8 protein-coding genes and 1 pseudogene are annotated in these 14,530 nt (G+C 44.1%); all 9 read left to right on the forward strand.

Annotated elements, in window-relative coordinates; all coding sequences use genetic code 11:
- Positions 1–50: 50 nt before the first annotated feature.
- Positions 51–2,318, forward strand: a complete 2,268-nt coding sequence (gene fabD, locus JSQ80_RS21710; protein ID WP_206096656.1) for an ACP S-malonyltransferase — start codon at positions 51–53, stop codon at positions 2,316–2,318.
- Positions 2,315–2,566, forward strand: a complete 252-nt coding sequence (locus tag JSQ80_RS21715) for a phosphopantetheine-binding protein (protein WP_206096657.1) — start codon at positions 2,315–2,317, stop codon at positions 2,564–2,566. The genes fabD and JSQ80_RS21715 overlap by 4 nt, the downstream gene beginning before the upstream one ends.
- A complete protein-coding gene (locus tag JSQ80_RS21720; protein WP_206096658.1) occupies positions 2,541–3,854 on the forward strand; it encodes a beta-ketoacyl synthase N-terminal-like domain-containing protein in 1,314 nt (437 codons plus the stop codon). Before JSQ80_RS21715 ends, JSQ80_RS21720 begins: the two co-directional genes overlap by 26 nt.
- Entirely contained in the window at positions 3,854–5,119 is a 1,266-nt protein-coding gene (locus JSQ80_RS21725) for a hydroxymethylglutaryl-CoA synthase family protein (RefSeq protein WP_206097683.1), read from the forward strand. The genes JSQ80_RS21720 and JSQ80_RS21725 overlap by 1 nt, the downstream gene beginning before the upstream one ends.
- Positions 5,120–5,129: 10 nt before the next feature.
- Positions 5,130–5,894, forward strand: coding sequence for an enoyl-CoA hydratase/isomerase (locus tag JSQ80_RS21730; RefSeq protein WP_206096659.1), 765 nt, complete (start codon positions 5,130–5,132; stop codon positions 5,892–5,894).
- A gap of 3 nt (positions 5,895–5,897) precedes the next feature.
- On the forward strand, positions 5,898–6,662 hold the full coding sequence (locus tag JSQ80_RS21735; protein ID WP_206097684.1) for a polyketide synthase: 765 nt from the start codon (positions 5,898–5,900) through the stop codon (positions 6,660–6,662).
- A gap of 39 nt (positions 6,663–6,701) precedes the next feature.
- Entirely contained in the window at positions 6,702–7,514 is an 813-nt protein-coding gene (locus JSQ80_RS21740) for a hypothetical protein (protein WP_206096660.1), read from the forward strand.
- 101 nt (positions 7,515–7,615) lie between these two features.
- Complete coding sequence (fabG, locus tag JSQ80_RS21745) at positions 7,616–8,359, forward strand: 3-oxoacyl-[acyl-carrier-protein] reductase (RefSeq protein ID WP_206096661.1); 744 nt, start codon at positions 7,616–7,618, stop codon at positions 8,357–8,359.
- Between the two features lie 113 nt (positions 8,360–8,472).
- Positions 8,473–14,526, forward strand: a pseudogene (locus tag JSQ80_RS21750) (SDR family NAD(P)-dependent oxidoreductase); the annotation flags it as partial.
- Positions 14,527–14,530 lie beyond the last annotated feature (4 nt).

Consider the following 14,530-nt stretch of genomic DNA (forward strand, 5'->3'; position numbering starts at 1 on the left):
TGGTGCAATTTTCGAGTTTGTTAAATACAGATTATGAGGTGAATATTATTGTGTTAGCCTATTTATTTCCAGGACAGGGCTCTCAGCAAAAAGGGATGGGAGCGGAGTATTTCGATGAGTTCAAGGGACTTGTTGATGAAGCTGATCGCATACTGGGTTACTCCATAAAGAGACTCTGCCTTGAAGATCCGGAAAACCAACTGGGGTTCACACAGTACACGCAACCCGCACTCTATGTGGTGAATGCAATGAGTTATTTGAAAAAAATACAGGACACGGGCGTAAAACCTGAATATGTTGCCGGCCACAGCCTTGGAGAATATAATGCGCTTCTGGCGGCAGATGTTTTTGATTTTGCAACCGGGTTGAAGCTTGTGAAAAAGAGAGGCGAGTTGATGGGACAGGCATCACACGGTGGAATGGCTGCCGTTGTGGGCCTTAAAGAGCAAGATGTAAGGGAAGTTTTAAAAAAGAATAGACTTGATTCGATTGACATTGCCAACCTGAATACTCCAACACAAATCGTTATTTCAGGTATGGAATCAGACATAGAAGAAGCGAAGCGTATTTTTGAAGAAGCAGGGGCAAGACACTATATTGTAGTAAAGGTTAGCGGTGCCTTTCACTCCAGGTATATGGAAAGCTCGAGGATATTATTTGAAGAATATCTGGAACAGTTTGAATTGAAGTCTCCCGTAATTCCTGTGATATCGAATGTATTCGCAAGACCTTACCAAAAGAAAGATGTCAACATCACATTGGTCAATCAGATCACGTCTTCGGTCAAATGGTCGGAAAGTATTCAATACCTGATGGGAAAAGGTGAAGTAGAATTTGTACAGGTTGGTCCCGGCAACGTCCTGACTGGAATGATTAGAAGTATCCAGAGAGAAGCGAAACCGATTTATGTGAATGAGGATCCAACTGATGATCCAGAGGTACAATGCCATGAATCAAAAAGCAGCTTTATGGGTGAACATCTTGGGAACAGGAGCTTTAAACAGGACTATGGTTTGAAATATGCGTACCTTACAGGTGCTATGTATAAGGGGATTGCATCCAAAGAATTAGTCGAAAAAATGGGCAAATCAGGCATGATGGGCTTCTTTGGCACAGGGGGACTTGCACTTGATGAGATTGAAGAGGCGATCCGGTATCTTCAAAAGCAATTGAGCGGAGGAGTAGCCTTTGGAATGAACTTGATTTACGATCAAAATGACCCCAGTAAAGAAGAGGAAGCCGTCAATCTCTTTTTGAAATACGGAGTAAGAAACGTTAAAGCTTCTGCATTTATAAGCATGACGCCTGCAATCGTAAAATACAGACTGAAAGGAATTAGACGCGATGAGTCGGGTCATGTAGTCGCAACCAATAGAATTGTAGCGAAAGTATCCAGACCTGAAGTTGCCGAAGCATTTTTAAGTCCTGCACCTTCCAGAATTGTTGAAAAATTGTTGAATGAAAATCAGATCACTTCCACGGAGGCAGAGCTTTCAAAGGAACTGCCGATGGCTGAAGATCTATGTGTCGAAGCGGATTCAGGCGGGCATTCCGACCGCGGTGTGGCTTATGCATTGATGCCTGCCATGCTGCGCTTGAGAGACGACATGATGAAAAAGTATAACTACAAAAAAATGGTCAGAGTTGGCGCTGCAGGCGGAATCGGTACACCTGAAGCTGCAGCGGCATCCTTCATCATGGGAGCAGACTTTATCGTTACAGGTTCCATTAATCAGTGCACCGTTGAAGCACGGACAAGTGATTTGGTAAAAGACATGCTTCAGCAAATTAATGTTCAGGATACCGAATATGCTCCAGCAGGAGACATGTTTGAGTTTGGCGCTAAGGTGCAGGTCATGAAAAAGGGCGTCTTCTTCCCCTTTCGTGCCAACAAGTTATATGAATTATACAGACAGTATGATTCCATTCATGAGATAGACGAGAAGACAAAGATACAAATTCAGGAGAGATATTTCAAGAGAAGCTTTGAACAGGTATACGAAGATGTGACAGACTCCTTCCCCCAGAGTGAGATCGATAAAGCGGAAAAAAACCCAAAGCATAAGATGGCTTTGATCTTTAGATGGTATTTCGAATATTCCACACGGCTTGCGCTTAGCGGAGACGTGGATAACAGGGTTGATTACCAAGTACACTGCGGACCTGCCTTGGGTGCATTTAACCAGTGGGTGAAGGGATCTGACCTAGAAGATTGGCGGAAGAGACATGTGGATGTGATCGGCAAAAAATTGATGAATGATACGGCCGAGATTTTACAAAAAAGATTCAGTAAATTAAAGGATGGAGGTATAAAATGACAAAGGATAAAATATTCGGAATAATCAAAGGAAGTATCATTGAATTTCTTCCTGAAGTATCTGCCGATGAGATTAGCATGGAACAAAGCCTTAGAGACCTGGGGGCAAACTCTATTGACAGAATGGAGATCATCGTAAAATCGATGGAGGATCTGAAAATCAAAATACCCATGGTGCAATTCGGAAATTTAAAAGATATTCAGGCATTGGTGGACTTGCTCTATGAAAAGAAATTGGAACTTGGATGATGTGCTGTACAATGGGCGTCCCCGAAGTGTCATCACAGGAATGGGTATAGTCTGTTCGATTGGCAGTAATATAGGGGATTTTTTAACTTCCCTCAAGAAAGGCAGCAACGGCATATCATTTGAGATGCCGGGTGATAACTTGCCTTTGCCATTGGGGATTTCAGCGCGAATCACCAATTTTTCCTTCGATGCCAGGATGAAGGAGATGGAGAAAGAACATCCTCATTTCGTTTACAAGGCAAGAAACGCTGCAAAGAGATCCTCAAAGTCGTTGCATTGTTCGGTGGTGTCAATGATGGAGGCATGGATACACGCCGGGCTTGATACTTGCCCGGCAAGTGCTGAAAAGATCGGAATTGTGGTTTCTGGCAGCAACCTTTCCCAATACGCCAATTTTGGTGCTTATAAAAAGTTTGTTGATTTGCCGGAGTTTGTTTCTCCCGGCTATGCCCTTCAGTTTATGGATACGGACCAGGTAGCAACCTTGAGTGAGATTTTCGGTATCACGGGAGAAAGTTTTACTGCGGGAGGCGCTTCGGCCAGTGGAAATGTCGGGATTATAAAAGCCATGCAAATGATTGAACTAGGCATACTGGATGTCTGTATCGTGGTTGGTCCTCTTACAGAGCTGTCGGATGTGGAGAGGATGGGATTTTATAACCTGGGTGCGCTTGGGGGCAAAAATTTTCAAACTCATCCGGAAAAAGTATGTAGACCTTTTGATAAGAAACATGATGGATTTGTGTGTGGAGAAGGTAGTGCATGCCTTGTGGTTGAATCCTTGAAATCGGCAAAGCAGAGAGGGGCAAAGGTATTGGCCGAGCTGGCGGGAGGGGCCATTGTCCTGGATGCCAACCGTCTTGCCAATCCAAATGAGGATGGGGAAGTTCGAGCTATGATGTTGGCTTTGGAGAGGGCAGGCGTGGAAAGTCATGAAATTGATTATGTGAATGCCCATGCCACCTCAACGCCCATGGGAGACATAACCGAGGCAAAAGCAATTAAGAGAGTGTTGGGAAAAGAGTCCAGAAAAATATGGATCAATTCAACCAAATCCTTAACAGGTCACTGTCTGTTCGCAGCAGGGGTTGTTGAAGCTGTGGCAACGGTGCTGCAAGCGAATGAGGGCTTCGTCCATCCCAATCTGAATCTGGATGACCCCATAGATGATCAGCTGCTTTTTTGCACCGATGGATCAGAAAAAGCCGAGATTGATATTGCGATGAGTAATTCATTTGGATTTGGCGGAATGAATACAAGCATCCTTATAAAAAGGGGGGTTCAATGATGAGCGGACTTTCAGTTGGAATTGAAGCAATTAATTTTTACGGTGGTTCAGCATACCTGAATGTCCGAAAACTGGCACAACACCGCAACCTGGAAAATGAGCGCTTTGAAAACCTGTTAATGAAAGAAAAAACCGTTGCCCTTCCTTATGAAGATCCAATATCCTTTGCGGTTAATGCGGCAAAACCCCTGATAGACTCCCTTACCCAGCCGGAAATAGACCGTATCGAAATGGTGATAACCTGCACGGAATCGGGTGTTGATTTTGGGAAATCCTTAAGTACCTATATTCACCATTACCTGGGATTAAATCGCAACTGTCGGCTCTTTGAATTGAAGAATGCCTGCTACTCGGGAACGGCGGGTCTTCAGATGGGTATCAATCTTGTTCTCTCACAGGTATCTCCCGGGGCCAAGGCGCTGGTGATTGCGACGGATACCGTTCGATTTATAGCCGCGGATGCGGGAGAAGCGCTTTCTGCAGATTGGTCATTTGCCGAGCCGAGTGGAGGAGCGGGGGCAGTGGCAATGCTGATAAGCGAAACCCCTTATGTGTATCAAGCCGATGTCGGTGCGAACGGATATTACGGCTTTGAGGTTATGGACACGTGCAGGCCAATCCCCGACAGTGAGGCTGGAAATGCCGACCTGTCCCTCATGTCCTATCTAGATTGCTGCGAAGCGGCTTACTTGGAATATCAACAACGCGTAACCGGTGCTGATTATGCCGATTCCTTCCACTATCTGGTCTTTCATACCCCATTCGGAGGGATGATTAAAGGAGCCCACCGTACCATGATGCGCAAAATGTGCAAGGCAACACCCGAGTTGATTGAAGAGGATTTTATTAAACGGGTTATCCCGGGATTAACCTATTGCCAGCGAGTCGGAAATATTATGGGGGCAACGGTATTCTTGTCCTTAATCAGCACGATCGATAACGGCAGATTCGATTCCCCGAAAAGATTGGGCTGTTTCTCCTACGGTTCAGGCTGCTGCTCGGAATTTTACAGCGGGGTCGTAACGGCCAGGGGACAGGAGCAGATAAAACGAATGAGAATCAAACAGCAATTAGATGAACGCTATGAGCTGAACATGGATCAATATGAATCCCTGTTGAAGGGGAATGGGGCAGTTCAATTTGGTACCCGCAATGTAAAGCTCGACTTTGACTTGGTGCCTGAGGCTCTTGCTGCCATTAAGGGCAAAGGAAGACTGCTGCTGAGTGAAATACGCGAGTTTCACCGGGAATATGTCTGGGTTTGAGGTGCATTCTATGGACTGGAAAACAATTAAGGTCAGATTTGAAGAGTCGATCTGTTTCGTGCAATTTAACCGACCTGAAGCGAAGAATACGATTGATGCCTTGCTAATAGAAGAATGTCATCAAATTCTTAGGTCGTATGAAGATACAATCAACATCGTCGTATTCGAGGGATTGCCTGAAGTATTCTGTTTCGGCGCTGATTTCCAAGGGATTCATTCCCACCGACAGAGCCAGGAACGGAGCGAAAATAATCCGGCGCCGCTCTATGATTTGTGGCTGAAAATGACAACCGGTTCTTTCATTACAATCTCGCATGTGCGCGGACAGACAAATGCCGGCGGGGTCGGTTTTGTAGCTGCAAGCGATATTGTGCTTGCCGATGATACCGCAACTTTCAGTATGTCCGAGCTGTTGTTCGGGCTTTTTCCGGCAATGGTTCTGCCTTTCCTGATCCGGAGGATCGGATTTCAGAGAGCGCACTATCTGACTCTCATGACCAAACCTATCCCTGCACAGCAGGCCTATAACTGGGGACTGGTCGACGCATACCAAGAGAAGAGCGAGAATCTGCTGCGGCAGCACCTTTCCCGTCTTAAAAAACTGCCTAAAGCAGGAATTGAACAATACAAAAACTATATGGCAAGGCTAAATGATACGGTATTCAAATGTAAGGAAATCGCTATTGCGGCCAACCTCGAGATTTTTTCAGACCCCCGGAACCTGGAAAAGATTTATCAATTTGCGGAAAAAGGAATATATCCTTGGGAGGGTTGAATGATGAACGAGTCCGTAGTGGAGTTAAAAGAATTACAACCGGATATCGCCCTGGTGACGATGCAGGACAAGGTGAATAAAAACACGTTTACCGAAGAATTGATATCCGGTTTGCAACATGCTTTTGAAACTATCGATGCGAATCCCCGGTATAAAGTCGTGATTCTAACCGGTTACGATAATTATTTTGCGTCAGGCGGCACCCAGGAGGGGTTAATCGCCATATACGAAGGCAGGGCGACATTTTCTGTAACATCAACGGGGACTCAGAATATATATAGTCTGCCTTTGGATTGCAAGATTCCGGTGATAGCCGCGATGCAGGGTCATGCAATTGGAGGCGGACTGGCCCTTGGATTGTGTGCCGATTTCATTATCATGGCTTCTGAAAGCATATACACGGCCAGCTTCATGAAATACGGGTTCACACCAGGTTTTGGCGCAACGTGCATATTGCCCGCAAAATTGGGCATAAGTCTGGCTGAAGATTTTTTGATAAGTGCCCGTACTTACCGCGGCGCGGAACTTGAGAAACGGGGCATTCCTTTTGAAGTCTATCCGCGAAAGGATGTCCTGGAGCAAGCGATGGAATTGGCTGCAATAATTGCCGAAAAACCAAGATTCTCCTTGATTACCCTTAAGGACCATCTTGTAGCGGATCTACGCAATAAACTTCCGAGCGTAATCCAGCAAGAACTCAAGATGCATGATTTGACATTTCATCAGCCGGAGGTCAAAGAGAAGATCATGACGCTATACCAGAATTGATAGGGAATACATAGAAGCAAAGATAAAAGGAGAATGCAAATGAAACGGCTGCATTTATTTGAATTTATGGATTATGATTGGTTCCCCAAAATGTTGCGTGATCTTATCACGGATGTGCTTCAGGAAATGGTAACGAAGAGTCAGCTTTTTGACGGAATCATTCCGATCATCCAAAAGGTAATGCAAAAAGCAAATACCAATCAAATTATCGATCTCTGTTCCGGCGGTGGCGGCCCTTGGCTGCGGCTGATTGAGCATCTTCAACATGAGGACAAGTCTGTAAAGCTTATACTTACGGACAAATATCCCAACAAAGAAATTACAGGGAGAATTACCAGTGAATACAAGGGTAAGGCGGATTATTTATCCATACCGGTGGATGCTGCTAAAGTAACGCCTGAATTGAAAGGGGTAAGAACTCTTATCGGTGGATTCCACCACATGAAGCCGCCGATCGCCCGGGCTATACTCGCGGATGCGGCAGAACAGCGCGTGGGGATTGGTGTTTTTGAAACGATGTCTATGTCGCGTCGAATGAAATGGCTTACTCTGCCGATCCAGATTCTGTTTTCCCCCCTGCTCCTTATCTATTTATGGGTCATTTCAGCAAAAGCCATGCGAGGGAGCCTGCCGACTGTCAGTGCCCGGTTGTTTTTTACATATCTTTTCCCCGTTGCTCCCCTTGTCATGATGTTCGAAGCATTCGTGTCGGGTGTGCGAATCTATACAAAAGAAGAGCTCGAAGAAATGACCGCTTCGCTTCAGATCAAGGGCTATACCTGGGAAGTGGGTATGTCACGCGCCCAGAAGAACCTGCCGCCGATTATATACTTGATAGGTTATCCGGAATGAAAACACGGTAATGAAACATCTCTTCTTATTGAATTAATTCACGGGAGGAAAATCCATCGTGATTATTTGTTACTGTTTGTAACAGGATCGGAGGTAAAGAAATGAGTTTAAAAGGAAAAGTTGCCCTTGTTACTGGGGGATCTAGAGGAATAGGAAAGGCAATTGTTTTGAAACTTGCACAAGAAGGGGCAAATGTTGCCATAATATACGCGAGCAATGAGGCAGATGCCATCGCAACCTGTAAAGAGACGGAGAATATCGGAGTGAAAGCGAAGATATATAAGTGTGATGTGTCTGAGTTTGAAATCGTAAAGGAAACGGTAAAAAACATTGTTGCGGATTTCGGTGGAATAGATATTCTTGTAAACAATGCGGGAATCATAAGGGACGAGCTGGTATTTTCTATGACGAGCGAGGACTATGATGATGTGTTAGATACAAATTTGAAAGGTGCATTTAATACAATAAAATGCTGTTATTATGGATTTATAAGAAGGCGCAGTGGAAAAATCATAAATATATCATCTGTTTCTGGTATATTTGGCAATGCGGGTCAGGCAAACTATTCTGCCGCAAAAGCAGGGATAATAGGCCTTACAAAATCTATTGCAAAGGAACTTGCGGAGAGAAATATCTGCTGCAATGCTGTGGCTCCCGGACTCATAGATACAGAAATGATCGAGAGTATCAAAGGAGACCGCAGGCGTTTGGATTTGGAATTAATACCCTTAAAGCGCGTTGGGAAACCTGAGGATGTGGCAAATGTTGTGGTATTTCTAGCTGGCAGTCAAAGTGATTATATTACTGGTGAAGTAATAAGAGTAGATGGAGGAATGGCAATGTAAGCTATCACATTGGATATTTCCGTTTTACTATCATAATGGGCGGAAAGTAGTCATGGTAAACTGCGAAGAACCTTTTATTTTATAATACATAATTATCGAATGAGAGGGATACTATGATAAAAAAATCCAAGAAAAAAACATCAGCGAGTAAAAATAAGGAAATAGATATTGCAATCATTGGTATCGCGTGCAGTTTCCCGGGGGCAATGAATTATAATGAATATTGGGAGAATCTGAAAGAGGGGCGCTCCAGCATCCAAGAAATTCCCGCCGACCGGTGGGATTGGAGGGAATATCATGAAATGCCTGAATTTGAGAGGAATATAAGTGTAAGTAGGTGGGGCGGATTTATTAAGGCTATTGATGCTTTTGATGCCCGCTTTTTTGGCTTATCCAACAGGGAAGTAGATGCCATGGACCCCCAGCAAAGAATCATGTTAGAACTTTCCTGGTCCTGCTTTGAGGATGCGGGAATTTGTCCGTCTACTATAACAGGAAAGAATATTGGTGTTTTTATTTCCGCTTTTAATTTTGATTTTAAAGAACTTGTAGAGAAGAATCAAGAAGCAGTCGAGGCACACCATTCCACAGGTACGTCTTCAGCCTTGATTCCCAATCGTATTTCATATTTTTTTAATATAAAAGGTCCCAGCTTACAAATCGATACTTCCTGTTCGGGTTCCCTTACAGCCATACATACTGCGTGTCGATCCATAATGAGTGGAGATTGCGAGATGGCTTTGGCAGGGGGGATAAGTATGTTGCTTTCTCCTACAAGACAGATTTCTTTTTCTCAGATGGGGATGTTGTCTCCTTCAGGTTCCGTTAAGACGTTTGACAAAAGTGCAGACGGCTATGTACGTGGTGAGGGAGCAGGGGTTATATTACTAAAATCGCTTGACAAAGCTTTGGCAGACGGTGATCCCATTCATGGTGTTATCAAAGGAAGTGCCATCAATCACGGCGGAAAAACGTACACCGTGACCTATCCGAATCCTGATGCACAGGCTGACGTTATCATTGAGGCCATAAAGAGGACAGGAATCCCACCCGAAAGCATCAATTACATCGAAGCTCATGGAACTGGAACCCCGAAAGGTGATCCCATCGAGTTCCAAGGACTTCTAAAAGCCTTCGGAGCCCTTTGTCCCGACGACGAACTCAATCAACCAAAGAAAAATTACTGCGGTCTGGGCTCAGCCAAAACCAATATTGGCCATTTGGAATCTGCAGCCGGAATTGCCGGGGTGATTAAGGTCCTCCTGTCCATGAAACATGGACAGCTGCCGGGATTGTTGAATTTCAATCAATTAAATCCAGCGATTTCAATTGATGAAACTCCCTTCTATATTGTTGATCAAACACAGGAGTGGGTCCGTGTAAAAGATGGAGAAGCGGATATCCCTCGAAGGGCGGGTGTGAGTTCTTTTGGGTTCGGTGGTACCAATGGCCATGTAATTCTGGAAGAAGCCCCCGCGATTCCTAATTCATCCGAACACTCGAATTTCTGTCACCTTATCTGCCTGTCCGCAAAAACAAATGAATCGTTACGGCTAAAAGTAATCGATTTGGAAAATTGGCTGGAAAGAAATAAGCAGGAAACCAATCTCGCTGACATAAGCACCACTTTACTTCTGGGCCGGGATCATTTTCCTAGCAGAATCGCCTTCGTTACAGACAGCGTAACGGATTTAAAGGATAAATTGACAGAGATTTTGAGTGATAAGGAAAATAAAGAATGTATTAGTAGGAGCGATGCAGCAACTCACACCGAAAATCTTGCTCCATCTCTTTCATTACAACAAATCGATAAATTGGTGGAAACAATTAGCGCAAGCAAGGGTTTCCGGGATATTGAATATAGAAAACAACTTCTGATTCTGGCTGAATGCTACATAAATGGATATGATTTTGACTGGAAAAAAGTATTTCCATCCCTTGGGAAGCGAATGAATCTCCCAACTTATCCGTTTATCGGGGAACGCTTCAAGATACCTCGTACTCGTAATTTGCTGAAGAGGGAAAAAGATCTGGACTTGGTGATCCATCCGCTACTTCATCAAAATAAATCGACTTTATTAAGACAATTTTACCGTTCGACTTTCACCGGGGAGGAATTTTTTTTAAAAGACCATGTAATCAATGAAGGACATGTATTGCCAAGCGCAGTTTATTTAGAGATGGCCCGGGCTGCATTGGCGCATGCAGGCAATGGTCTTGCCGAAGAAACAAATAGAATCAGACTTCAGAATGTGGTATGGAATTTGCCGGCTTCTGTTGGCTTGGAATCGATGGAACTTCAGATTAGTGTCTGGCCTGAAGAGGACGGGTCCATTTCCTTTGAAATCTATAGCGACATAGAAAAAAATGGACAAGAACGACTTGTGTACAGCCAGGGGAGTGGAATTTTCGTTCCTGCTGATGAAACCGTTATTTTGGATTTGGAAACGACGAAAACTAGGTGTAATTTGAATTATCTTACGTCTGATGAATACTATAATCGTTTACAAGCGGTTGGCATAAGTAATGGGTTTGGATTTAAGAGCCTACAGGAAATGTATGTTGGTCAAAATTGTGTATTAGCAAGATTGGAACTTCCAGATTGCGTTTCCGATGATTTGGATTCTTTTGTGCTTCATCCGAGTTTGCTCGAGAGTGCCTTACAGTCGGTAAATGGGTTGATGGTGCGAGAGGAGAAAGGTGAAGATCAGATTGCGATTCAACGGACAGTTGCCGTGGCATTCGATGAACTTGAAATTATCGCTGCCTGCAGTAAAAAGATGTGGTCGCATGTAAGCTTGAGTGCGGAGAACAGCAAGGCAGCTTTGGCGCAAGACGTAACTCAAAGGGTAGATATTGTCCTGTGTGATGAGACTGGAAAGGTTTGTATTAGATTGAAAACGTATTCATATCAGGTGCCAGGGTTAAATTCAAGCGAAGAAACAGCAGAAAATATGATGATGGTTCCTGCATGGAATCCGGTCAGAATGGAGATGAACGGGACATATTCATCCCCGGATAAAAACAAGCTAATTGTCGGTGGAACAAAAGAGATCAGAGCTGAATTTTTAAGGGGAAATTCTAACGCCCGGATGTGGGATTGTGAGGACAAGGAAAGTAGTATTGAAGAAATTGCCGAAAAGTTAGAAAGCTATGGAGCTATCGATCATGTCGTCTGGATAACGCCCACTCACGAGGTGAAATCCGTTGTGGATGAAGGGATACTCAAGGCTCAAGCGAGTGGAGTGTTTTTTCTTTTCCAAATGATAAAATCTCTTCTTAAACTAGGTTATAGCGACAAGGAACTGGAGTTGACCATCATCACGATTAACAGCCAAGTTGTATTCCAAAATGAGCGGATAAATCCGGTTCATGCAGGAATTCACGGTTTGGTTGGAACGATGGCGAAAGAGTTCCCTCAATGGGGTGTACGCCTATTCGACATGGGTTCTGAATCGAATTGGCCGGTTACCGAGATGCTTAGCATCCCTGCAGATGCTGAAGGAAACGCACTTGCACACCGAAACGGCAGTTGGTACAGCTTACAGCTCATGCCTTGCCGTATGGGGAAATTTCCGGTAGATAGCGGAGAAACGATTTATCGAGAATCAGGAACCTATGTCGTTATTGGCGGCGCAGGGGGGCTTGGAGAAATATGGAGCGAGTATATGGTTCGCACCTATAAGGCAAACATCATCTGGATTGGGCGAAGACAAAAGAATAAGGAAATAGAGGGGAAGATTAAGAGACTTAGTGCTGTGGGTCCAGCTCCGCACTATATCTCTGCGGATGCGACTGATTTAGAGTCGTTAGAAAAGGCATATGTGGAAATAAAAAGAATATATCCATCGGTGAATGGCATCATTCATTCGGCTGTCGGATTACTTGACCAGAGCCTATCGGCCGTGGATGAGGATTTGTATAAAGCTATCGTAGGGGTTAAAGTCAATGCGAGTGTTTTTATGGCAAAAGTTTTTGAAAAAGAATCTCTTGACTTTGTTGTCTTTTTTTCGTCGATTGCTTCCTTTCAAAAGTTGGCGGGACAAAGTGGTTATGCAACGGGATGCACATTCAAGGATGCATATGCACAAAGACTTTCAAAGGAATGGCTGTCCAAGGTTAAAACCATTAACTGGGGATTCTGGGGGGGAGTCGGCATAGGTGAGGTTATGCCTGAATCATCTAAAATTATGCTTTCCCTATTAGGTGTGGACTCAATTGAGCCTGATAAGGCCATGGAGGCCATGGAATTGATCATGCGTACTTCTACATGTCAGATCGTGTACATGAAAACTGCTAATTCAATAGAAGACAAGGTATCTGAGAATAAAATGGAATGTAAACCAAAGGTGCAAAAAATACAATATAAAGATATGCAGGAAAATTTAGATGCGGCGCGAGTAGAAAGCCTGCTTCGTGAGAAAAGTACAGCTTATATGAAACAGTTGGTCGGAAAAGCACTCAAAATTCATTACCAGAAGTTAGATTCAAGCGCGCCTCTTGAACAATATGGGATAGATTCAATCCTGATTACTCATTTGACCGATGCCTTGCGCAAGGTGTTTCACAATATCAGTAGCACCTTATTCTTTGAATGTCACACCATTGATGATTTGGTGGAGTATTTCATACAAAACCAAAGTAATAAATTGACGGAGCTTTTTGGATTGACGGGAGAGAACTCAGAAAAACTGGAAGAACAACAGACCCGGAAAGAGATTATCAGTGAAAAAGTAACATTACCATTTTTATTGAAACGAGCGGGAAAGCAGTTTAACGATTCTAATCCGTTTTGCCAAATGTCGAGAGTGAATCTTGTGGAAACTGTGGATTCTGCTAATATGCCGATAGCGATTATTGGCATGAGCGGACGTTTTCCTCAAGCTAATAACCTGGATGAGTATTGGGATAACCTGAAATCTGGGAGGGATTGTATCACCGAGATTCCACAGGAACGCTGGGCTTTAGATGGATTTTATGTGAACGATGTAAGAAAAGCATTGGAACAGAAGAAGAGTTACAGCAAATGGGGAGGATTCATTGATGGATTTGCTGATTTTGATCCTCGCTTTTTTAGAATTTCACCCCATGAAGCAATGAATATGGATCCTCAAGAACGGTTATTTCTGCAAGAGTGTTGGCGGACATTTGAGGATGCAGGTTATACAAAGGAAAAGATTGCTCTGCGGCACAAAGGCAAGGTTGGAGTTTTTGCCGGTATTACTAGAACCGGATTTGAATGGTACGGCCCTGATCTATGGAAGCAGGGTGAAGATATTCGTCCAAATACTTCTTTTAGCTCAATAGCGAATCGTATCTCCTATATATTAGATTTGCATGGCCCAAGCTTGCCGATTGACACAATGTGTTCTTCCTCTCTGTCTGCAGTACACGAAGCCTGTAAGCATCTAAGATGGGGAGAATGTGAGATGGCTATTGCAGGTGGAGTTAATGTGTATACGCATCCTTCGACTTATGCTTATCTGTGTGAAATGCGGATGCTGTCGCAGAGCGGTAAATGTAAAAGCTTTGGGAAAGATGCGGATGGTTTTGTTCCGGGTGAAGGCGTAGGAGCCATACTGTTAAAACCATTATTCCAGGCGATTGAGGATAGAGATCACATATATGGTGTAATACGAAGCACCAACATCAATCATGGTGGTAAGACCAATGGCTATACAGTCCCCAATCCTAATGCTCAGCGGGATCTGATTCGCCATGCACTGGATAGAGCAGGCGTGGATGCCCGTACGATCAGTTATGTTGAGGCCCATGGCACGGGTACAGAACTGGGGGATCCGATAGAAATTACTGGACTTACACAAGCATTTAGAAGCGATACAACTGATTCGCAATTTTGTGCCATCGGTTCTGCTAAGTCAAATATCGGTCACCTAGAAGGTGCGGCGGGTATTGCTGGATTGATGAAGATTATTCTTCAGATGAAAAGCGGCCTGCTGGCACCTTCCTTGCATGCTGCGGAATTAAATCCCCATATCGACTTCGCGAACAGTCCCTTTTATGTCCAGCGAGAACTTGCTGCATGGAAGCGTCCCGTGATCGAACATAACGGTATCAAGAGGGAATATCCGAGAATGGCGGGTGTATCATCCTTCGGTGCCGGAGGAGCTAATGCCCATGTCATCCTTGAAGAATATCTTTCGGAAAATG

This window comes from Paenibacillus apiarius, from assembly GCF_017052585.1.
Classification (GTDB): domain Bacteria; phylum Bacillota; class Bacilli; order Paenibacillales; family Paenibacillaceae; genus Paenibacillus_B; species Paenibacillus_B apiarius.